This window comes from Microbacterium ureisolvens (assembly GCF_019511645.1).
Lineage (GTDB): Bacteria > Actinomycetota > Actinomycetes > Actinomycetales > Microbacteriaceae > Microbacterium > Microbacterium ureisolvens_A.
Genome location: NZ_JAEUAX010000001.1, coordinates 1 through 19,854, shown reverse-complemented (window position 1 = coordinate 19,854; position 19,854 = coordinate 1). Strand labels below are relative to the sequence as shown.

Genomic DNA, 19,854 nt, shown 5'->3' with positions numbered 1-19,854 from the left:
GCGTTCCGGCGACGGGCGGATGCCCCTGCGCGGTGTCGTAGAGTTGCCATGCGTCCGGGGAGCCCTGAGGCCTTCAGCCAGCAGCGGCCCTCAGCCATCCGGCAAGACAACTATCGCCCCGCGCAGGAGGTCAGTCACGTGGAGATCCGCATCGGCATCGCGAACACCGGCCGCGAGCTCAACTTCGAGACGAACGAGCCCGCTGCCGACGTCAAGAAGTCCATCGCCGCGGCCCTCGACGCCGGCGCCACGCACGTGACGTTCGCCGATGCCAAGGGCAACTCGTACATCGTCCCGACCGCGGGCCTCGCCTACGTCGAGCTCGGCTCCGAGGAGTCGCGCCGCGTCGGCTTCGTCGCCTGAGCGGACCCGGACCAGTGCAGATCCTCATCGCGTTCATCGTCGGCGCGGTCGTCGGCATCGGGATCCACTTCCAGCTGCACCAGCGTCTGACGCGCGGTGTCGTGCTGGCCCCGATGATCGGCGCCGTTTCGGCGGGCGCGGCGTGGTCTATCCTCACCTGGCTCGGCGTCGGCATCGACACGCCGTGGCCGTGGCTCGCGGCGCTGATCGTCCCGATCGCGGTCACCTACCCGGCGATCATCCTCGTCTCTCGTGCGCGGGTGGCCCGCGATGCGCGCGAGAAGGTGCGCCTCGGCATCGGCTGATCCGGCTGGGGTGCGCGTGCTCCGGTCTCGGGGCTGCGCGCCTCCGCGGCATCCGTCCCCGTGTGTCAGGCCGCCAGCCCCATGGCGTCCATGCGCCGGGAGTGCGCCGCCATGAGCTCGGTGAAGACGGGCTCCACCTTCTCTTCCGCGGCCGAGCCGAGGTCGGTCGGCCGCAGCGCTGCGCGCGCGATGAGCAGGGTGTCGCCGACCAGGCGGCGCCCCCACAGGGCGAGCAGCGACTTCCACTCGGGGTCGCTCGTGATCGCCTGGGAGATCAGCTCGACGATCGCCTGGCGATCGTCGTCGGCCTGCAGGATCCGCGCGACGCGGTCGCCCGTCTCGCCGTAGCTCGCCGACAGAGCGAGGTAGAAGTCGTCGAGCATGCCCGCCGTGATGTGCACCGACAGCATCGTCTCCTGAGGGCGCACACCGTGCGTCGCAGCGCGGAACGCGTCCAGCGGCTCGCGGAACGGCCGCATGATCTCGGTGGGGTCGTCGCCGCGCTCGCGGATGAGGGCGACGAGCGCCTCATGCTTCGTGAGCGCAGCCCCGGCGGCCCGTGAGACCGCCTCCTTCTCGCTCAGCTCGGGGATGGTCTGGATCAGCTCGGTGAGGGTCTCGAAGAAGCCCAGCTGCAGATAGGCGGCCTGGCCGAGGAACGTGTCGATGTCGGGGGCGAGCTCCTCGAAGTCGACACGGTTGCCGCCGCTCAGCTCGTCACGCGAGCGCAGCTGGAGCTTGCGCCCCGTGTCGCGGCGCTGCCAGAACCACTTGACCATGCAGGAAAGACTACGGGGATGCTGGCTCCGTGCCCGCGCGGGCGACCTCCGGTATCGTGGATGCCGGCCCCGGCGTCGGATCGGGGCGCCCGCGCCTGTGGGAAAGAAGGGCGTGGATCGCACTTCCGCCCGCGCGGCGGCCCTCAAGAGGCCGGACACGCGCCCGGGCATGAACCCAGGCAGCATCCCACTGCCGGACAGGCACACATCGTGACGACCTTCGCCGAACTCGGCGTCGATCAGGACATCGTCGATGCGCTCTCTGCGAAGGGCATCGTCGACGCGTTCCCCATCCAGGAGCAGACCATCCCCCTCGGCCTGCCCGGCCAGGACATCATCGGCCAGGCCAAGACCGGCACCGGCAAGACGTTCGGCTTCGGCATCCCCGTCGTGCAGCGTCTCGGCGCCGACCCGGCTCCCGGTGTCAAGGCGCTCATCGTCGTTCCCACCCGCGAGCTCGCGGTGCAGGTGTACGAGGACATGGACATGCTGACCTCGAACCGCTCGACGAGCGTCGTCGCCATCTACGGCGGCAAGGCGTACGAGGGGCAGATCGACCAGCTGAAGGCGGGCGCGCAGATCGTCGTGGGCACGCCGGGCCGCCTCATCGACCTCAACAACCAGCGCCTGCTCGACCTGTCGAACGCGACCGAGGTCGTCCTCGACGAGGCCGACAAGATGCTCGACCTCGGGTTCCTCCCCGACATCGAGAAGATCTTCTCCAAGGTCCCGGCGATCCGTCACACCCAGCTGTTCTCCGCGACGATGCCCGGGCCGATCGTCGCCCTCGCGCGCCGGTTCATGTCGAACCCGATCCACATCCGCGCCACCGACCCCGACGAGGGACTCACGCAGGCGAACATCCGCCACCTGGTGTACCGCGCGCACTCGCTCGACAAGGACGAGGTCATCGCGCGCATCCTGCAGGCCGACGGGCGTGGCAAGACCGTCATCTTCACGCGAACGAAGCGCGCGGCGCAGAAGCTCGTCGACGAGCTCAACGACCGCGGGTTCAACGCGGGCGCCGTCCACGGCGACATGAGCCAGGAGTCGCGCGAGCGCTCCATGGCCGGTTTCAAGGCGGGCAAGAAGGACGTCCTCATCGCGACCGACGTCGCCGCGCGCGGCATCGACGTCGACGACGTCACGCACGTCATCAACCACACCATCCCTGACGACGAGAAGACGTACCTGCACCGCGCGGGCCGCACCGGCCGCGCCGGCAAGACCGGCATCGCGGTGACGTTCGTCGACTGGGAGGACCTGCACAAGTGGGCCCTCATCAACCGCGCTCTCGAGTTCGGCCAGCCCGAGCCCGTCGAGACCTACTCGTCGAGCCCGCACCTGTTCTCCGACCTCGACATCCCGGCGGGCACGAAGGGCCGCATCGTGACGGCCCCGAAGACCCAGGCCGTCCGCGTGCAGCCCGAGAGGGCGGCGGATGCTGCCGCCGAGGTCGAGGCGAACGGGCAGGCTCCGAGCCGCCGGCGTCGCCGTCGCCGGTCGGGCTCGCCCGAGAAGGTCGGCTCCACGTTCCAGACCGCCGAGGCGGAGGCCGGTGCGGCCCACGGGCACGGCGCGTCGGCGAGCACCGACGGCGACCGCGCCGCCGAGGGCGGCGGAACGCACGACGGCGGCGGCAAGGAGCACCACGACGGCAAGCCCGCTCCGCGGCGCCGCCGTCGCCGCCGCGGCGGCAGCGGCGGGTCGGCTCCCGCGGGCGGGGCCACCGTCGGCGCCTGAATCTGCTCTTGCGCTGTCGCGGCGCCGTCATACGGCGCCGCGACAGCGCTATTGTGAGCGCGGACGGCGCGCAGGGCGCCGGTACCTCGCAATCACGAAAGGCACACGATGCGCTTCATCGAGGCCGTCACCACCGGCTATGAGTACCAGGGCTTCTGGGGGTCCTTCTGGGACATCATCTGGTGGTTCCTCTGGATCTTCTTCTTCATGGCGTACCTGTTCGCGCTGTTCGCCGTGATCGCCGACCTGTTCCGCGACCACAAGCTGAACGGCTGGTGGAAGGCCGTGTGGATCATCTTCCTGATCTTCGTGCCCTTCCTGACGCTGCTCATCTACCTGATCGCGCGCGGAAACGGCATGGCCCGGCGCAGCGCGAAGGAGGCTTCGGAGCTGCAGAAGGCGCAGGACGCCTACATCAAGTCCGTCGCCGGCGCCGGCGCGAGCCCGGCTGAGGAGATCGCCAAGGCGAAGGGACTCCTCGACGCCGGAACGATCACGCAGGCCGAGTACGACGCGCTGAAGGCCAAGGCCCTGAGCTGATCGGCGCCGCGCCGGTCGTCGCGATCTGAGCCGCCGCATACGCGGTCGCACAAGCGCCCCCGCCCACCCTCACGGGTAGACGGGGGCGCTTCCGTCCGCCATGGCGATGATGCGCGACACCATCTCGTCGGTCGTCGTGTTCTCCCCCGGCTGATTGGGCTTGCCCAGGCCGTGGTAGTCGCTGGAGCCGGTCACGACGAGGTCGCGTTCGCGGCACAGGTCGCGCAGGGTGGTGAGCGCGGGATCGCGATTCTCCCGATGACCCAGCTCGAAGCCCGCCAGGCCGGCGTCCAGCATCCGTTCCATCAGCCGCATCGGGAGCAGGCCGGCGCGCCCGGCGGGATGCGCGATGACGGGTACTCCCCCGGCGCCGGCGACGAGGCCCACCGCGGTGACGGGGTCCGGAGCGTACAGCGCGACGTAGTAGTCACCGCGGGGACTCAGGATGCCCGCGAACGCCTCGGCGCGATCGCGCACGAGGCCCCGCGCCACCAGCGCGTCGGCGATGTGCGGGCGGCCGACGGTCGCGCCGTCGGTGGTCTGCTCGAGGATGTCGTCCCACACCAGGTCGTAGTCGCGCGCGATGCGGTCTGCCATCAGCCGCGCGCGATCCAGTCGCGACGAGCGGATCCGCGCGGTCTCGGCCCGCAGCGCCGGCTCGTCGGGGTCGGGAAGGTACGCCAGCACGTGGACGCTGCGCCACTCGTGGCGCGCCGACAGCTCCATGCCGGGCAGGAACGTCATGCCGAGGGATGTCGCGGCCTCGGCCGCCTCCGCCCAGCCGGACGTGGTGTCGTGGTCGGTGAGGGCGGCCGTGCGCACACCGTGCCGATGGGCGGACGCCATCACCTCGGCGGGAGGCTGCGTGCCGTCGGAGTTCGCCGAGTGCAGGTGCAGGTCGCTCGGCCCTTCGAAGCGCTGGGGTCCGGGCATCCTCCGAGCGTAGCGCGGGCCGAATGCGCCACGCCCGCGTGCGCTGACGGATCTCACAGCCTGCTCGCATAGAGTCGCCGTCGTGCTTCGCCTGCTCGGGATCCTCGTCACCGTGCTGTGCGCGATCGCTGCAGCGGTGCTGACGTTCCCGGGTTTCTTCCGCGTCGAGCGCATCTATCCCATCGCCCAGATCGTGTCCTTCCGCGGCATCCTCGCGGTCGCGTTCGCCGCCGCCGCGCTGCTCGCGCTCCTCTTCTCGATCGCCCGGCCGATCCGCGCCTTCGCGTTCTCGCTCGCGGTCGTGGCGGGGCTCGCGACCGTCGCGAACGTCGCGGTGATGTCGTCCCGCGGCGGCCTGGGCAGCGACCCGCTCCCCGCGAAGACCGACGCGTCCATCCGGGTCATGACGTGGAACACGGCAGGCCCCGCGACACCGCCCGAGACGATCGCGAAGATCGCGGTCGCGATGGACGCCGACATCGTCGCACTCCCCGAGACGACCATCGAGACCGGCGAGAGCGTCGCCATCGCGATGCGCGACCTCGGCCACCGCATGTGGGCGCACCACGCCTCGGATCCGTCGACGGAATGGGACGCCGGCTCGACGACTCTCCTGATCTCGCCCGAGCTCGGTGACTACGCCGTGATCGAGTCGTCGCTCGACGGCAGCAGCAACACCTCGACCGTGCCGAGCGCCGTCGCGATGCCCGTCTCCGGCGAAGGGCCCATCGTCGTGGCCGTCCACGCGGTCGCGCCCCGCCCGAGCTATATGCAGAACTGGCGCGACGACCTCCAGTGGCTGGCCGATCAGTGCGGCGACGGCAACGTGATCATGGCAGGCGACTTCAACGCGACGGTCGACCACATGTCGGGTCTCGGGCTGGAAGGCGCCACGCTCGGCCACTGCACCGATGCCGCAGCCGAGACCGGCAACGGCGCCCTCGGCACGTGGTCGGCCGACATGCCCGCCATCCTCGGCGCCCCGATCGACCACGTGATGGCGACGCAGCAGTGGCGTGCGACCGGCTCTCTGGTGCTGCGCTCGCTCGACGACTCGGGTTCCGACCACCGCCCGCTCATCGTCCAGTACGACCCCGCCGGCTGAACTGCCCGCGCCCCTGGGCCCGTGCGAGACTGGGAGGCATGAGCAGCGCAGCCAGCGAGCAGTCCCCCGGCGCCACGAGCACCACCGAGACCTCGACCGAGACCCCGGTCAGCACGAACCGCCGTCAGCCGTACGGTCAGGGCTTCCTCGACACCATCTCGACCGGCTGGGCCGAACGTCCCGAGTCCGCTCCGCCGGCACGCCCGCAGGCCGCCTTCGCGGCCGCGCGTCGGGAGGCCGTCTCGGCCGCATTCCCGGGCAAGCGCCTCGTGATCCCGGCGGGCGAGCTCACACAGCGCAGCAACGACACCGACTATCCGTTCCGCGCGCACTCGGCCTTCTCGCACCTGACGGGCTGGGCGTCCGACTCCGAGCCCGGCGCCGTGCTCGTGTTCGAGCCGCGCGCCCCCCTCGGCCACGACATCACGCTGTACTTCCGCGAGCGGGCCGACCGCACGACGAGCGAGTTCTACTCGGATGCCTCGATCGGCGAGTTCTGGATCGGTCCGCGGCCCGCGCTGGCCGGCGTCGCCGCGGACCTCGGCCTCGCGACCGCGCACATCGACGACTTCGAAGCCGGCGACGGAGACGTCGTCCTCGATGAGGACGACGACCTCACCCGGTTCGTGTCGGAGCTGCGCCTGGTGAAGGACGCGTACGAGATCGGCCAGATGGAGCTCGCGGTCCAGGTCACGGCATCCGGATTCGACGACATCGTCGCGAACCTCCCCGCGGTCGTGGCGCACCCTCGCGGCGAGCGCGTCGTGGAGGGCGTGTTCCACCAGCGTGCGCGCAGCGACGGCAACGCGGTCGGCTACGACACGATCGCGGCATCCGGTCCCCACGCGTGCTATCTCCACTGGACGCGCAACGACGGCGCCGTCGTGCCGGGCGACCTGATCCTCATCGACGCCGGCGTCGAGGTCGACAGTCTCTACACCGCCGACATCACGCGCACCCTCCCGGTGAGCGGCCGCTTCACCGACGTGCAGCGCAAGGTGTACGAGACGGTGCGCGAGGCGGCGGACGCCGCCTTCGCCGCGGCCCAGCCCGGGGCGAGGTTCCGCTCGATACACGAGGCGGCGATGCAGGTCATCGCGACGCGCGTGGCCGAATGGGGGCTTCTGCCCGTCACCGCCGAGGAGGCGCTCGACGCCGACAGCGGTGGCCACCACCGGCGCTACATGGTGCACGGCACGAGCCACCACCTCGGCATCGACGTGCACGACTGCGCACAGGCCCGCCGCGACATGTACTACGACGGCATCCTCGAAGCGGGCATGGTCTTCACGATCGAGCCGGGCCTGTACTTCCAGATCGACGACCTCACCGTCCCCGAGGAGTATCGCGGCATCGGCGTGCGGATCGAGGACGACATCCTCATGACGGCCGAGGGCCCGGTCAACCTGTCGGCCGCCATCCCCCGCACGGCCGACGAGATCGAGGCCTGGATCGCCCGCGGCGGCCGCTGACCCGTGGCGTACAGCTCTCCGTCGTCCTTCACGACGCGCCCGACGCTGACGGGCACGTTCGGCATGACCGCGTCGACCCACTGGATCGCCACCGCAACCGCGCAGGGGGTCCTCGAGCGCGGGGGCAATGCCTTCGACGCCGCGGTCGCCGCCGCCTTCGTGCTGCACGTCGTCGAGCCTCACCTGAACGGTCCCGGCGGCGATCTCGTCGCCATCTTCCAGACGGCGGATGCCGCAGCCCCCACCGTGCTCATGGGCCAGGGTCCCGCTCCCGCGGGCGCCACCATCGAGCACTATCGTGGCGAGGGACTCGAGCTCACCCCCGGTGCGGGGGGCCTCGCGGCCGCCGTGCCGGGAGCGGTCGACGCATGGCTGCTGCTGCTGCGCGACCACGGCACCTGGGAGCTCTCCGACGTCCTGGCCTACGCCATCGGCTACGCGCGTGACGGCCATCCCCTCGTGGCGGGCGCGGCCGCGACGATCGCCCGGGTCGCCGACCTGTTCCGAGAGGACTGGACGACGTCGGCCGATCTGTGGACACCCGACGGTGAGATCCCGGCCCCCGGTCGCATCGTCCGCAACCCGGCCTACGCGGCAGTGCTGGACTCCCTCGTCCACGCGACCTGCACCGTGCGGGACGACGGCCCGGTCGGGCGTGCGGCCCGCATCGACGCCGCGCGGCGGGAGTGGAAGACGGGGATCGTCGCCCACGAGGCGGCGGCGTTCCTCGCGCAGCCTCACCGGCACTCAGGCGGTGGCCTGCACGCCGCGGTCATCACCGCGGACGACTTCGCCGCCTTCGAAGCCGGGTACGAATCGGCCGTCAGCCGTGAGTTCCGAGGTCGCACCATCGCGAAGGCGGGGGCATGGACTCAGGGGCCCGCCCTGCTGCAGACGCTGGGGATGCTCGAGCCTCTCGACGACGATCTGCTCGACCCGTCGCAGGAGGCGGGCGCGCACACGATCCTCGAGGCCCAGAAGCTCGCGTACGCCGACCGCGACACGTGGTTCGGTGACGACGACGTCGACCTCGATGTGCTGCTGTCCGCGGACTATCTCGACGAGCGCCGGTCGCTCATCACGGCAGCCGCTTCGGGCGAGTATCGTCCGGGCGCGCTGCCCGGGCGCACGCCGTTCCGACCGCCGCTGCGCACCGGCTACGACGCCCCCGCTGTCGGTACCGGCGAACCGACGGTGTCCAAGACCGGCGAGACGAAGGGCGACACCTGCCACCTCGACGTCATCGACCGGTGGGGCAACGTCGTCTCGGCGACCCCGTCGGGCGGCTGGCTGCAATCCTCGCCGACCATTCCCGCTCTGGGGTTCTGCCTCGGCACCCGGCTGCAGATGACCTGGCTCGAGCCGGGGCATCCGTCCTCGCTCATGCCGGGCAGGCGTCCGCGCACCACGCTCACGCCCACGCTGGTGCTCCGCGACGGCGCGCCCGAGTTCGCCATCGGCTCCCCCGGGGGTGACCAGCAGGATCAGTGGCAGCTGCTGGCGCTGCTGCGGATGATCGTCGGCGGCTTCGCACCGCAGCAGGCGATCGACGCGCCCGCGCTGCACACGACCTCGATGCCCGAGTCGTTCTGGCCCCGCACCTGGACCCCCGCGGGCGCCGTGGTCGAGAACCGGCTCGGCGATGCGGTGATCGAGGGACTCGAGCGCCGCGGCCACCGTGTCACGCGGGCGGGCCAGTGGGCGCTCGGCCGTGTGTCGGCCGCGGGGCGGGACCCCGGCACCGGCGTCCTGTGGGCCGCGGCGAATCCGCGGGGGATGCAGGGATACGCCGCCGGGCGATAGTCCCGCTCAGGCGGCCGGCACCCGCACCGCGGGCCCCACGTACCGCGCCGACGGCCGGATGATCTTGGGATCGCGCGCCTGCTCGAGGATGTGCGCCGTCCACCCGATCGTGCGCGCGACGGCGAACGTCGGGGTGAACATCGTTCGCGGGATCCCGCACTGCTCCATCACCAGCGCCGCCCAGAACTCGACGTTGGCGTGCAGCTCGCGGCCCGGCTTCGCTTCTGCCAGCAGCCGTTCGGCGGTCTCCTGGAATCGCAGCGCGAGCTCGACGCGCGGGCCGCCCGTGCGCCGGGCGACGCGCTTCACCAGCTCGGCACGCGGGTCGGCCGTGCGGTACACCGCATGGCCGAAGCCCATCAGGCGCCGACCGGCGGCGAGTTCGCCGCGGATCCACGGCTCGATGCGCTCGGGGGCGCCGACGGCGTCGAGGCCGTCGAGCGCTCGCGACGGCGCCCCGCCGTGCAGAGGTCCGGTCAGTGCCCCGAGGGCGCCGACGAGGCAGGCCGCGGCATCCGCTCCCGTCGACGCGATGACGCGCGCCGTGAACGTCGACGCGTTGAAGCCGTGATCCATCACGGCGATCAGGTACGCGGTCAGAGCGCTCTCGGTCGCCTGGTCCGGCACGACGCCGGTGACCTGGTGCAGATAGTTCGCGACGACACCTCGATCTTCCAGCACAGCCAGCGCGCTTTCCTTGCGACTGCGCCGCCAGAGAGCACCGACGAGCACCGGCGTCGCTGCAGCCAGCGCGATCGCATCGGCGAGACGGTCGTCGTGGTCGAGATCGTAGAGCGGACGGATGCTGCGCCTCGCGCCGAGCAGCGGCCAGGCGGCCGCGAGCCCGGCGAGAACGTCCGGTGTCGCAGACGACACGGCGTCGACGACGACATCGAGGTCGGCGGTGCGTGCGGTGGCGGCATCGGCGATGCGGGCGGCGAACGCCGGGCGCGAGGCATCGGTCACCGCATCCCCGGTGACGAGGAGCTGCCACGCGTCCTCGAAGCTCGCTGTCTCGGCGAGCTCGATCGCCGACCGGTCCCGGTACTGGAAGAAGCCTTCCGCTCCGCGCACGTCGCTCACGCTGGTGTCGGCGACGATCACGCCGGCGAGGCCGCGCGGCGCGTCGATCGGAGTGGGGCGTGTCGTCCTTTTCATGTCGGCTCCTTGCTGGGGTTCCGGCCGCAACGGCCGGTCGTTCCCGCTACAGTCAGTGTGAGGACTTGATCATGCTTTCGTCAATCTTGATCGGATCAACATCATGAGCGACCTGCCTCGACTGACCGCAGCCGAGGCGGCCGCGCGCCTCGGCGTCAAGCCGGAGTCCCTGTACGCCTACGTATCGCGCGGGCTGCTGTCGCGCGAGCGCGATGCCGCGGGCTCGTCGTTCGATCCCCTGGAGGTCGAGGCGTTCGCGCGCCGGCGCCGCCGCCGACCCGGTATCGCCCCCGGTTCGCCGACTCCCGGCACCCCGCTCATGGTGCTCGAGACCCGACTGGCCCATGTCGACGACGACGAGCTTCACTATCGCGAACGGTCGGCGGCCCGACTTGCCCGCGACGCGTCGTTCGAAGAGGTCGTGATGTGGCTGTGGGACGTCTCCGCACTGCGCCGCCCGTCGCCGGCCGACCTCACGGTCGCCCGGCGGACGATCGAGGCGCTCGGACGGACGGCCCCGCCCCTCGACCGGCTTCTCGTCGCGGTGGCGGCTCTGGCGGCCACCGACCCCCTGCGCGACGATCCGGATCCGTCACAGCTCGTGCGCGTGGGAGCGCGACTCGTGACGGGTCTGCCCGCCGCTCTCGCCGGCGCCGGCGAGCCCCACGGCGAGGGCGGCGTGCCCCATGCTGACGGCGGCGAGCGACACGGTGTCGCGCAGACCCTGTGGCGCGCCCTCGGCCGGCACGATCGCCCGGGCGGGTCCCGTATTCTCGATGCGGCGCTGGTGCTCGTCATCGACCACGATCTCGCCGTCTCGACCCTCGCCGCGCGGGTCGCGGCGTCCGCCCGCGCGTCCGGGTACGCCATCGTCACCGCCGCGCTCGGCGCGTTCGATGCGCCGCTGCACGGCACCGCGAGCCGTGCGGCTGCGCAGCTGCTCCGGGCCGTCCAGGAGGGCGACGACCCGGCGATCTCGATCGCGCGTGCCGTACGCGACGGCGGCCGCGGCATCCCGGGCTTCGGTCAGCCGCTGTATGCCGGCGGCGACATGCGGGCGAGGGTGCTCCTCGAGCTGCTGCGCGACGCGCCGGAGAGCGCTCCGGTGCTCGCCGCGGTGGATGCGGTCGCACGGGAGGTGGCGCGGCGCGCCGACGTGCGGCCGAACCTCGACCTCGCGCTGGCCGCTCTCACCCTCTGGGCGGAGATGCCCGACGACGCGGGGTCGGTGATCTTCGCGATCGGACGCATCGTCGGATGGATCTCGCACGCGCTGGACGAGTACGACGAACGCCCGATGCGCCTTCGACCGCGCGGGCGCTACGTCGGGCCCGCTTCCGAGTGAATCCGGCGCAGCCACCCCGCGACCATCGGTGCGAGGTCGGCCGCGATCTCCGCCGCCGGGCGCTTGCGGCCCTTCACTTCGAACGAGTGCCCGCCGCCGTCGATCCATGCGATCTCCGCGGCCCGGCATGACGCCACCGCTTCTTCGAGCTGATCGTGCGGGTCGATGAAGGGATCGGTGGTCCCTTCGACGAAGAGCTGACGCTGCGGCACGTCCGGCAGGTGCGCGGTACGTGCCTTGTCGGGTCTCCCCGGCGGATGCAGGGGGTAGCCGAGGTACACGAGGCCGGCCGGGTCGATCACGCCCTCCGCCGCGGCCATCGACGCCATGCGCCCGCCGTACGACTTCCCGATCGCGATCGCCGGAGCACCAGCGGCGCGCTGTGAGAGCTCGGCATGCACCGCCGCCCACGTCGCGATCGCGTGCGCGGCGGGTCCGGGCATCCGCCTTCCCGCCTCGACATACGGGAAGTTGAAGCGCAGCGTGGCGACGCCCTCCTCGGCGAGCGCGTCCGCGAAGCCGGTGAGGAACGGATGCCGGTACCCCGCGCCCGCGCCGTGGGCCACTGCGGCGAAGGCCCATGCCGATGACGGCATGACGAGGTCCGCCGATACCTCGACCGTGCCGGTCGGAAGCGCGACGGCGATTCGGAAGGAGCCGCCGTCTGCGCTCATGCGCGCTCGCTGCCGTCCGCGCGCTCGGCGTCGGTGACCTTGTGCCCGGCGCCGGGCGTCGGCTCGGAGTCGGCGGGCTGATCGGGACCGGAGGGCTGCTCGGGCGTCGCCGGAGTGCCGGGGCCGGCAGGGGGTTCGCCGTCGGGCTCGATCTCGGTTTGGGGCTCGGTCTCGGGCTCGGGTGCGACGCGCTCGCCGTACTTGGGCGGCTCGGTGGGCTGCGCCGGCCGCGGGGGCGTCGACGCACCGGCGGGCACGACAGGAGTGGCAGGGGTGACCGCCGACTGGGGACCGAGCACCTGACGCGCGCGGCCGATGCTGTTGTCGGTGACGGTGACCTCGTAGTGGTCGGCGACGACCTGCATGACCGAGGCGTAGTCGCGCCGGCGACGCACGAACGAGTAGGCCACGATACTCAGCAGCATGCCGATCGCGATGCCGACGAAGAGGACGCCGACGAATGCCTGGATCGGCACGGAGGGCGAGCCGATCACCAGGATCGCCGAGAAGAGCAGGCCGAGGAGGAGTCCGTTCACGGCGCCGGAGCGCGCGGCCGACGCGTATCCCAGTCGGCCCGTGATGCGCTCGATCGAGCGGAGTCCCTGTCCCACGATCGCGATGTCGCGCGCCGGGATGTCGGCCGCGATGAGGGACGACACCGCCTTCTGCGCCGCCTCATACGTCGGGAAGCTCGCCACGGTCTGCCCGACCGCGTCGGAACCCTGCGGAGAGCGCCCTCCCATCATGGTCATCTCCCCATCCTCCCACGGCACGCGGACTACGCTGGGACGTGTGAGCACGCAGAGGGTTTTCGTCGCGCGCCTTTCCGGGTGCTCGGTCTTCGACCCTGCCGGCGACCGTCTCGGCAAGGTCCGCGACGTCGTCGTCATCTATCGCAAAGACGATCCACCTCGCGTCATCGGGCTCGTGGTCGAGATCCCGGGCCGACGCAACGTCTTCGTGTCGATCGGCCGCGTCACCTCAATCGCGACGGGGCAGGTCATCACGACCGGCCTCATCAACGTCCGTCGCTTCCAGCAGCGCGGCGGCGAGGTGCGCGTCATGGCGGAACTCCTCGGCCGCAAGGTGTTCTTCGCGGACGGCTCCGGAACAGCGGTGATCGAGGACGTCGCCATCGAGCGCAACCGCCTCGGCGAATGGGACGTCGGACAGCTGTTCCTGCGCAAGCCGAAGACGAGCGCCTCCCCGTTCGCCAAGGGTCCCACGACGTTCGCCACCTGGGACGCGGTGCGCGAGAGCCAGATGCCGGGCGAGGCGCAGTCCGCCGAGCAGCTGGTGGCGACGTACTCCGAGCTGCGCCCCGCCGACCTCGCCAACACGCTGCTCGACCTCCCTGAGGAGCGACTGCTCGAGGTGGTGGAGGAGCTTCCGGACGACCGGCTCGCGGACGCGCTCGAGGAGATGCCCGAGGAGGAGCAGGTCCACATCCTCGAGGCGCTGGACGACGAGCGCGCCGCCGACATCCTCGACGCCATGGAGCCCGACGACGCGGCTGACGTCCTCGGACAGCTGCCCGAGGACCAGCGCGAGGAGCTCCTCGAGCTCATGGAGCCCGAGGAGGCGGAGGACGTCCGCGCCCTCCTGAAGTACGGCCCCGACACCGCGGGCGGCCTCATGACCAGCGAGCCGATCGTGCTCTCCGCCGACGCGACCATCGCCGAGGCCCTCGCTCTCATCCGTCGTCATGAGCTGCACCCCGCGCTCGCCGCCGCGGTCTTCGTCACCCTTCCCCCGTATGAGACGCCCACCGGCCGCCTGCTCGGGACGGTGCACTTCCAGCGGATGCTGCGCTACCCGCCGCATGAGCGCCTGGGAGCGATCATCGACGACACGCTCGACCCGGTGCCGGCGACTGCATCGGCCGCCGAAGTGGCGCGTCTGCTCGCCTCGTACAACCTCGTATCGCTTCCGGTCGTGGATCCCGCCCACCGGCTGGTCGGCGCGGTGAGCGTCGACGACGTGCTCGACTATCTCCTCCCCGAGGACTGGAGATCGCATGATGCCGAGGAGGATGAACGCCCGGCATCCGTCCCCACCACGACAGCAAGCATTCCGAGGAGGCGCTGATGGCACGCAACACCCGCCGGCCGTCGCTCGACGCGCCCCGTGGCCGCGGAGGCATGCTGCAGCGCACCCCGCAGCAGTCGAGCGACCGCTTCGGCCGCTTCTCGGAGGCGTTCGCGCGTGCGATGGGCACGTCCGGCTTCCTCATCGGCATGACGATCTTCGTCGCCGTCTGGCTGTGCTGGAACATCTTCATGCCGCCGCAGCTGCAGTTCGACCCGGCGGCGACGAACTTCACCCTGCTCACCCTCATCCTGTCGCTGCAGGCGTCGTATGCCGCGCCCCTGATCCTGCTCGCGCAGAACCGCCAGGACGACCGCGACCGCGTGCAGATCGAGCAGGACCGGCAGCGCGCCGAGCGCAACCTCGCCGACACCGAGTACCTCGCCCGCGAAGTCGTCGCACTCCGCATGGCCGTCAACGATTTCGCCGATCAGGTCCTCACGCGCGACACGCTGCGCACCGAGCTGCGAGCCCTCCTCGACAAGCTCGAGAGCACGCCCGAGGTCGAAGACGGCGCCCCCCGATGAGTCCCGCCTCCGCGGACGCCGTCCGCGCCGCCGTCGGCGCTGTCTCCGACCCTGAGCTGCGACGCCCGATCGGCGAGCTCGACATGGTCCGCGAGATCTCGGTGGACGGCGACCTCGCGCGCGTCGCGATCGCCCTGACCATCGTGGGCTGCCCGGCAGCGGACCGGATCGCGTCCGACGTGCGCGCGGCCGCAGCATCCGTGCCGGGGATCACGGATGTGGCACTCGAGGTGGGCGTCATGACCCCGGCCGAGCGGCACGCGCTCACCGAGCGGCTCCGCGGCGGACGCGCACGCGAGATGCCCTTCGGCCCGGGGACGCTCACGCGCGTCATCGCCGTCACAAGCGGCAAGGGCGGCGTCGGCAAGTCCACGGTCACCGCGAACCTCGCCGTCGCCCTGGCCGCGCGCGGGCTCGCCGTCGGGCTTGTCGATGCCGACGTGCACGGGTTCTCGATCCCCGGCCAGTTGGGTCTCGTCGCGGCCGACGGCACCGTGCCGCAGCCCACGCGCGTCGACGAGCTCATGCTGCCACCGGTCGCACACGGCGTGAAGGTGATCTCGATCGGCATGTTCCTGCGCCGCGCCGAGGGCGACGCGCCGGTCGGCGCCGTCGCATGGCGCGGGCCGATGCTGCACCGCACGGTGCAGCAGTTCCTCACGGACGTGTACTTCGGCGATCTCGACGTGCTTCTGCTCGATATGCCGCCCGGCACGGGCGACGTCGCGATCTCGGTCGGGCAGCTGCTGCCCAACGCGGAGGTGCTCGTCGTGACGACCCCCCAGGCTGCCGCCGCCGACGTCGCCGTGCGCAGCGGCGTCGTCGCGCGTCAGACCGGGCAGCGGGTGATCGGCGTGGTCGAGAACATGGCCGCGATGACGCTGCCCGACGGAACGACGATCGACGTGTTCGGAACCGGCGGCGGCGCCGCGGTCGCGGCGTCGCTGTCGCTGCCCGACGCCGAGGTTCCCCTGCTCGCTTCGGTGCCGCTCAGCCCGATGCTGCGGACGGACGCGGATGCCGGCACCCCGGCCGTCATCGCGCACCCCGAGGATCCCGCGGCCCGCGCCATCGCGGGTCTCGCCGAGACGCTGGCCCAGACACCTCGCGGGCTGTCGGGCCGATCTCTGCCGTTCCGCCCGCGCTGAGCGCTCTGCCGGTCACGTGGCTTCGCTGTCGTAGGGCGTCGGACCGTCGATCGGGACGCGGTACGGCGTGCGCACCGGTGTCGTCGGCGTCACGGGGGCGGCCTGCGTCTGGGTCGCCGCGATGCCGGCGACCGGCGCATCGTCGAGCAGCGCTTCGCGGATGATGCGCCGCGGATCGTACTGACGCGGGTCGAGCGTGCGCCAGTCGACGTCATCGAAATCCTCGCCCATCTCCTCCCGCACGCGCGTCCGCGCGGTCGTGACCCAGGCCCGCGCCCGCTTTGTCAGCCCCGCGAGCGCCTCCGCATAGCGGGGCAGCCGCTCGGGCCCGAGGATGAGTGCCGCGACGAGTCCGATCAGCAGGAGCTTCTCGATCGTGAGGCCGAAGATCATGCCTTCAGATTACCGCCGTGCCTGGGCGGCCAGCGCCGCGCGGCCGCGTACGCTGGCGGGCGGAGGATTCCGATGGGAGAGCAGAACGCGAACCAGCGGTTCGTCGACGAGGCGACGAACGAGCCGGAGCACATCGCGCGTGCCCGCGCGCACGCGCTCGAGCTCGGCGCCGCGCCGATCAGCCCCGCGATCGGCGCTCAGTGCGCTGTCATCGCCGCCGTGTCCCAGGCGCTCAACATCGTCGAGATCGGCACCGGGGCCGGGGTCTCGGGTCTGTGGCTGCTGCAGGGCTCCCCTCGCGCGACACTCACCACCATCGACAAGGAGCCCGAGCACCTCGGCGCCGCCCGTCAGGGCTTCGCCGAAGCCCGGATCCCTCCGGCCCGCGCCCGTTTCATCACCGGCCGCGCCTCGGAGGTGCTGCCGCGGATGAACGAGGCGTCATACGACATCGTGCTCGTCGACGCCGACCCCGAGGGTGTCATCGAGTATGTCGAGCACGGCCTGCGCCTCGTGCGCGCCGGCGGGACGGTGCTGGTCCCCCGCGTGCTCTCCGGCGGCGCGGTCGCCGATCCGGTGCGCCGCGACCCGGTCACGACCGCATATCGCTCGCTCATCCAGGAGACGCAGGCCTCCCCCGCGGTGATCGGCGCGCTGTCGATCACGGGCGAGGGACTGCTGCAGCTCACCACCGTCGCCACGTCCTGAGGCGTGAACGAGAAAACGCGAACGGCCGGTCCGATCGGACCGGCCGTTCGCGCAACGAGCGATTACGCGGCGTTGACGACGCCCCCCAGGACGTCGTAGAGCTCCTTGGCCTCAGCGTCGTTCACCGAGACGACGAGGCGACCGCCCCCCTCGAGCGGCACGCGCACGATGATGAGTCGACCCTCCTTCACGGCCTCCATCGGCCCGTCTCCGGTTCTCGGCTTCATGGCTGCCATTGCGGCTCCTTTTCATCGATGGTCTGCACATCAAGTTTATCGTGAGGGCCGACGCCCCGGGCACGCCTGGGGAAAGCGGCATCCGAAATCCGGCGTCATGGGACCTGCCAATTCGTGCTGCCCAGGGCGTACATGTTGTAGATCCACCACCATTGACCGACGAGGCATGCGACGAGCACGCCGAGTCGCCACGCGCGCGAGCGCGGAACAGCGAACGCGCCCCACAGGGGCGACAGCGGCACGAGCAGCCGGAAGATGCTCGACTGCGGGAAGAACACCAGAAGCAGATAGACGAGGTAGCTCGCGCTCCACAGGCGGATCTCGATGCCGAGCCGGCGCACCTGCGGCAGGGCGATCAGGGCGACCGCGATGAGCACCAGCCCCCCGCCCACGAGCGCGTAGCCGAGTGCGAGCGGCAGGTGCCACATCGTCTCGAACCAGTACGACACCCCCGCGAGGAAAGGCTCGAGCGGCGTGAACGTCGCGTCCCCGAGGACCCAGTTGCGCCGCCACGCCAGCTCGGTCGCGAGATACGCGTCCGGAACTCCCGTGACCCATCCCGCGATGAACTGCCAGGCGAAACCCGCGATCGCGGCGAGGAGACCCGCGGCGACGATGTGCGCGATCTCCGGACCACGCAGGGGCTCGCGCGCCCGCCGGAACCATCGCCAGATTCCGAAGAGCGCCAGGAACAGCGCGAACGCCAGTACCCCCGGGCGCGTGAAGGCCATCAGCGGAATCAGCACGTACAGCCATGCATACCGCCGGCGCGCGACCGCCAGCAGAGCGCAGAACAGCCAGAACAGGTTGAGCGCCTCGGCATAGCCGACGTGGAAGAGCGCGGCGAGGGGGCCGTTGGCGAAGAACACGACAGCCCAGAGCGTCGCCGACTCGTCCAGCCGCATCCGCAGAAGGTAGTACAGGGCGACGGATGCCGCGTACCCGGCGACGAGCGAGACGATGAGGGCGCCGGTCTGCCAGAGACCGAACGGCGCGGAGACCGCCTCCGCGAGCCACGGATAGATCGGGAGGAACGCCCACGCGTTCTCGGCGACCTGCCCGGAGTCGGTGAGCGGCAGTCGGGTGGGGTAGCCGGATACCGCGACCAGCCAATACCACGTGCCGTCCCACGCGACGACGGTGTCGCCGAGGCGGGCATCCGCGCCCATCCGCGACGTGAAGCTCGAGAGCTCGGTCGCCGCGAAGAGGAACAGGGTGGTCACGATCCTCGCGGTGACGTAGATCGCCGCCACTCGCACAGCGGTCCGCGCGGCGGACGCACGCACCACCGGTGATGAGGTCAGCTGCTCGCCAGCCACGCGCGCAGGCCCTGCTCGACGGCCTCGATCTGGGAGACCGGCACACGCTCCTCGTCGTGATGGGCAAGGTGGGGGTCGCCGGGGCCGTAGTTCACCGCGGGCACCCCCAGCGCGCTGAAGCGGGCGACGTCCGTCCACCCGTACTTCGGCCGGGGCTCGGCGCCGACCGCCGCGAGGAACTCCTGGGCGAGGGGGGCGTCCAGTCCCGGCCGGGCGCCGGCAGCGGCATCGACGACGTCCACCTCGAAGCCCGCGAACACCTCGCGGACATGGCGCTGCGCCTCCGCGACGTCGCGGCTCGGGGCGAAGCGGTAGTTGACCTCCACCTCGCAGAGGTCCGGGATGACGTTGCCGGCCACACCGCCGTTGATGCGGACCGCGTTGAGGCCCTCCCGGTAGACGAGGCCCTCCACCGCGACATCCCGCGGGACATACGCGGCGAGACGCTCGAGGATCGGCGCGGCCTTGTGGATCGCGTTCTCGCCGATCCACGCCCGGGCACTGTGCGCGCGCACACCGTGGGTGCGGACGATGGCGCGCAGGTTGCCATTGCAGCCACCCTCGACCTCGCCGTTCGACGGCTCCCCCAGGATCGCGAAATCGCCGGCGAACAGGTCGGGGCGACTGCGCGCCAGGCGCGTGAGACCGTTGAGGTCGGCGTCTACCTCCTCGTGGTCGTACCACATCCACGTGATGTCGACGCGAGGGTCGACGAGCTCGGCGGCGAGCTTGAGCTGAACGGCGACGCCCGCCTTCATGTCGACGGTGCCGCGCCCCCAGATATAGGCGGCCCCATCGATCGAGATGTCCTTGGTCGGCACGTTGCCGTTGATGGGAACGGTGTCGATGTGGCCGGCGATCACCACGCGCTGGGCACGGCCCAGGTTGGTGCGGGCGACGATCGTATCGCCGTCGCGGTAGACCTCGAGGTGGTCGAGCGCGGAGAACTCGGCGAAGATCGCGTCGGCGAGAGTCTTCTCGTCGCCGGAGACGCTCGGAATGTCGCAGATGATGCGGGTCAGTTCGGCAGAAGGAAGTGTCAGATCGAGCGCCGGCATCCCTCGAGTCTACCGAGGTGGAATAGCGCCGTTAACGCGAAATGGCCACCCTGCGTTGGGTGGCCATTTCGTGAAGGGGTGTCCGGCGGTGTCCTACTCTCCCACAGGGTCCCCCCTGCAGTACCATCGGCGCTGAGAGGCTTAGCTTCCGGGTTCG

At 71.2% G+C, this 19,854-nt stretch carries 21 protein-coding genes and 1 rRNA gene; 12 read left to right on the top strand and 10 right to left on the bottom strand.

All coding sequences use genetic code 11. The features are described 5' to 3' along the window. Nucleotides 1–138: 138 nt before the first annotated feature. Both JNB61_RS00110 and JNB61_RS00105 read left to right on the top strand, forming a co-directional pair. A complete protein-coding gene (locus tag JNB61_RS00110; protein WP_018171265.1) occupies nucleotides 139–363 on the top strand; it encodes a DUF3107 domain-containing protein in 225 nt (74 codons plus the stop codon). Nucleotides 364–377: 14 nt separating this feature from the next. Next, nucleotides 378–668, top strand: coding sequence for a hypothetical protein (locus JNB61_RS00105; RefSeq protein WP_220287114.1), 291 nt, complete (start codon nucleotides 378–380; stop codon nucleotides 666–668). 65 nt (nucleotides 669–733) lie between these two features. On the opposite strand, the gene JNB61_RS00100 is transcribed toward JNB61_RS00105, so the two are convergent. Next, nucleotides 734–1,447, bottom strand: a complete 714-nt coding sequence (locus JNB61_RS00100) for a ferritin-like fold-containing protein (protein WP_159843415.1) — start codon at nucleotides 1,445–1,447, stop codon at nucleotides 734–736. A 210-nt stretch (nucleotides 1,448–1,657) separates the two neighbouring features. On the opposite strand from JNB61_RS00100, the gene JNB61_RS00095 reads away from it, so the two are divergent. Both JNB61_RS00095 and JNB61_RS00090 read left to right on the top strand, forming a co-directional pair. Then, nucleotides 1,658–3,190 carry a DEAD/DEAH box helicase gene (locus JNB61_RS00095; RefSeq protein WP_220338415.1) on the top strand — a complete coding sequence of 511 codons (1,533 nt, stop codon included), beginning with the start codon at nucleotides 1,658–1,660 and terminating at the stop codon, nucleotides 3,188–3,190. Between the two features lie 108 nt (nucleotides 3,191–3,298). Next, nucleotides 3,299–3,730, top strand: coding sequence for an SHOCT domain-containing protein (locus JNB61_RS00090; protein ID WP_159843412.1), 432 nt, complete (start codon nucleotides 3,299–3,301; stop codon nucleotides 3,728–3,730). Nucleotides 3,731–3,799: 69 nt separating this feature from the next. Here the strand turns inward: JNB61_RS00090 and JNB61_RS00085 are convergent, their stop codons facing one another. Further along, on the bottom strand, nucleotides 3,800–4,663 hold the full coding sequence (locus JNB61_RS00085; RefSeq protein ID WP_220287111.1) for a PHP domain-containing protein: 864 nt from the start codon (nucleotides 4,661–4,663) through the stop codon (nucleotides 3,800–3,802). 82 nt (nucleotides 4,664–4,745) lie between these two features. Here JNB61_RS00085 and JNB61_RS00080 point away from each other — a divergent pair, with 82 nt between their 5' ends. The 3 genes from JNB61_RS00080 to JNB61_RS00070 are packed head-to-tail and all read left to right on the top strand — an operon-like array spanning nucleotide 4,746 to nucleotide 9,043. After that, a complete protein-coding gene (locus JNB61_RS00080; RefSeq protein ID WP_220287109.1) occupies nucleotides 4,746–5,768 on the top strand; it encodes an endonuclease/exonuclease/phosphatase family protein in 1,023 nt (340 codons plus the stop codon). Nucleotides 5,769–5,806: 38 nt separating this feature from the next. Further along, complete coding sequence (locus JNB61_RS00075) at nucleotides 5,807–7,240, top strand: aminopeptidase P family protein (protein WP_220338414.1); 1,434 nt, start codon at nucleotides 5,807–5,809, stop codon at nucleotides 7,238–7,240. Nucleotides 7,241–7,243: 3 nt separating this feature from the next. Beyond that, on the top strand, nucleotides 7,244–9,043 hold the full coding sequence (locus tag JNB61_RS00070; protein WP_220338413.1) for a gamma-glutamyltransferase family protein: 1,800 nt from the start codon (nucleotides 7,244–7,246) through the stop codon (nucleotides 9,041–9,043). A 6-nt stretch (nucleotides 9,044–9,049) separates the two neighbouring features. Here JNB61_RS00070 and JNB61_RS00065 read toward each other — a convergent pair whose 3' ends face one another. Next, complete coding sequence (locus JNB61_RS00065; RefSeq protein WP_220338412.1) at nucleotides 9,050–10,201, bottom strand: citrate/2-methylcitrate synthase; 1,152 nt, start codon at nucleotides 10,199–10,201, stop codon at nucleotides 9,050–9,052. 103 nt (nucleotides 10,202–10,304) lie between these two features. Here JNB61_RS00065 and JNB61_RS00060 point away from each other — a divergent pair, with 103 nt between their 5' ends. Next, nucleotides 10,305–11,546, top strand: a complete 1,242-nt coding sequence (locus JNB61_RS00060) for a citrate/2-methylcitrate synthase (RefSeq protein WP_220287100.1) — start codon at nucleotides 10,305–10,307, stop codon at nucleotides 11,544–11,546. On the opposite strand, the gene JNB61_RS00055 is transcribed toward JNB61_RS00060, so the two are convergent. Further along, the gene (locus JNB61_RS00055) at nucleotides 11,522–12,220 is read right to left on the bottom strand and encodes an alpha/beta hydrolase family protein (RefSeq protein WP_159843399.1); all 699 of its coding nucleotides are present in this window, start codon (nucleotides 12,218–12,220) and stop codon (nucleotides 11,522–11,524) included. The genes JNB61_RS00060 and JNB61_RS00055 overlap by 25 nt on opposite strands. After that, entirely contained in the window at nucleotides 12,217–12,972 is a 756-nt protein-coding gene (locus tag JNB61_RS00050; protein WP_220338411.1) for a general stress protein, read from the bottom strand. The genes JNB61_RS00055 and JNB61_RS00050 overlap by 4 nt, the downstream gene beginning before the upstream one ends. A gap of 40 nt (nucleotides 12,973–13,012) precedes the next feature. On the opposite strand from JNB61_RS00050, the gene JNB61_RS00045 reads away from it, so the two are divergent. The 3 genes from JNB61_RS00045 to JNB61_RS00035 are packed head-to-tail and all read left to right on the top strand — an operon-like array spanning nucleotide 13,013 to nucleotide 15,983. Next, nucleotides 13,013–14,308, top strand: a complete 1,296-nt coding sequence (locus JNB61_RS00045; protein ID WP_159843397.1) for a magnesium transporter MgtE N-terminal domain-containing protein — start codon at nucleotides 13,013–13,015, stop codon at nucleotides 14,306–14,308. After that, entirely contained in the window at nucleotides 14,308–14,835 is a 528-nt protein-coding gene (locus JNB61_RS00040) for a DUF1003 domain-containing protein (protein WP_220338410.1), read from the top strand. Before JNB61_RS00045 ends, JNB61_RS00040 begins: the two co-directional genes overlap by 1 nt. After that, entirely contained in the window at nucleotides 14,832–15,983 is a 1,152-nt protein-coding gene (locus JNB61_RS00035) for an Mrp/NBP35 family ATP-binding protein (protein WP_220338409.1), read from the top strand. Before JNB61_RS00040 ends, JNB61_RS00035 begins: the two co-directional genes overlap by 4 nt. Nucleotides 15,984–15,995: 12 nt before the next feature. Here the strand turns inward: JNB61_RS00035 and JNB61_RS00030 are convergent, their stop codons facing one another. Further along, nucleotides 15,996–16,376, bottom strand: a complete 381-nt coding sequence (locus JNB61_RS00030) for a Sec-independent protein translocase TatB (protein WP_220287092.1) — start codon at nucleotides 16,374–16,376, stop codon at nucleotides 15,996–15,998. Nucleotides 16,377–16,448: 72 nt separating this feature from the next. On the opposite strand from JNB61_RS00030, the gene JNB61_RS00025 reads away from it, so the two are divergent. Next, complete coding sequence (locus JNB61_RS00025) at nucleotides 16,449–17,084, top strand: O-methyltransferase (protein ID WP_220338408.1); 636 nt, start codon at nucleotides 16,449–16,451, stop codon at nucleotides 17,082–17,084. A 62-nt stretch (nucleotides 17,085–17,146) separates the two neighbouring features. On the opposite strand, the gene JNB61_RS00020 is transcribed toward JNB61_RS00025, so the two are convergent. From JNB61_RS00020 to rrf, 4 genes are all read right to left on the bottom strand, one after another. Further along, entirely contained in the window at nucleotides 17,147–17,320 is a 174-nt protein-coding gene (locus tag JNB61_RS00020; RefSeq protein ID WP_019179788.1) for a DUF3117 domain-containing protein, read from the bottom strand. Nucleotides 17,321–17,415: 95 nt separating this feature from the next. Beyond that, nucleotides 17,416–18,543, bottom strand: coding sequence for a hypothetical protein (locus JNB61_RS00015; protein ID WP_308289033.1), 1,128 nt, complete (start codon nucleotides 18,541–18,543; stop codon nucleotides 17,416–17,418). A gap of 77 nt (nucleotides 18,544–18,620) precedes the next feature. Further along, nucleotides 18,621–19,697: a succinyl-diaminopimelate desuccinylase gene (dapE, locus tag JNB61_RS00010; protein ID WP_220338407.1), complete on the bottom strand. Its 1,077-nt coding sequence runs from the start codon at nucleotides 19,695–19,697 to the stop codon at nucleotides 18,621–18,623. A gap of 80 nt (nucleotides 19,698–19,777) precedes the next feature. Further along, nucleotides 19,778–19,854: ribosomal RNA gene (gene rrf / locus JNB61_RS00005) — 5S ribosomal RNA — on the bottom strand; the annotation flags it as partial.

What these genes read in the sequence shown, in the direction of transcription:
- JNB61_RS00025 (WP_220338408.1), top strand. Translation starts at nt 16,449, where the DNA reads ATGGGAGAGCAGAACGCGAACCAGCGGTTCGTCGACGAGGCGACGAAC.
- JNB61_RS00065 (WP_220338412.1), bottom strand. Translation starts at nt 10,201, where the DNA reads ATGAAAAGGACGACACGCCCCACTCCGATCGACGCGCCGCGCGGCCTC.
- dapE (WP_220338407.1), bottom strand. Translation starts at nt 19,697, where the DNA reads ATGCCGGCGCTCGATCTGACACTTCCTTCTGCCGAACTGACCCGCATC.
- JNB61_RS00060 (WP_220287100.1), top strand. Translation starts at nt 10,305, where the DNA reads ATGAGCGACCTGCCTCGACTGACCGCAGCCGAGGCGGCCGCGCGCCTC.
- JNB61_RS00085 (WP_220287111.1), bottom strand. Translation starts at nt 4,663, where the DNA reads ATGCCCGGACCCCAGCGCTTCGAAGGGCCGAGCGACCTGCACCTGCAC.
- JNB61_RS00100 (WP_159843415.1), bottom strand. Translation starts at nt 1,447, where the DNA reads ATGGTCAAGTGGTTCTGGCAGCGCCGCGACACGGGGCGCAAGCTCCAG.
- JNB61_RS00050 (WP_220338411.1), bottom strand. Translation starts at nt 12,972, where the DNA reads ATGACCATGATGGGAGGGCGCTCTCCGCAGGGTTCCGACGCGGTCGGG.
- JNB61_RS00040 (WP_220338410.1), top strand. Translation starts at nt 14,308, where the DNA reads ATGGCACGCAACACCCGCCGGCCGTCGCTCGACGCGCCCCGTGGCCGC.
- JNB61_RS00030 (WP_220287092.1), bottom strand. Translation starts at nt 16,376, where the DNA reads ATGATCTTCGGCCTCACGATCGAGAAGCTCCTGCTGATCGGACTCGTC.
- JNB61_RS00090 (WP_159843412.1), top strand. Translation starts at nt 3,299, where the DNA reads ATGCGCTTCATCGAGGCCGTCACCACCGGCTATGAGTACCAGGGCTTC.
- JNB61_RS00020 (WP_019179788.1), bottom strand. Translation starts at nt 17,320, where the DNA reads ATGGCAGCCATGAAGCCGAGAACCGGAGACGGGCCGATGGAGGCCGTG.
- JNB61_RS00035 (WP_220338409.1), top strand. Translation starts at nt 14,832, where the DNA reads ATGAGTCCCGCCTCCGCGGACGCCGTCCGCGCCGCCGTCGGCGCTGTC.
- JNB61_RS00055 (WP_159843399.1), bottom strand. Translation starts at nt 12,220, where the DNA reads ATGAGCGCAGACGGCGGCTCCTTCCGAATCGCCGTCGCGCTTCCGACC.
- JNB61_RS00075 (WP_220338414.1), top strand. Translation starts at nt 5,807, where the DNA reads ATGAGCAGCGCAGCCAGCGAGCAGTCCCCCGGCGCCACGAGCACCACC.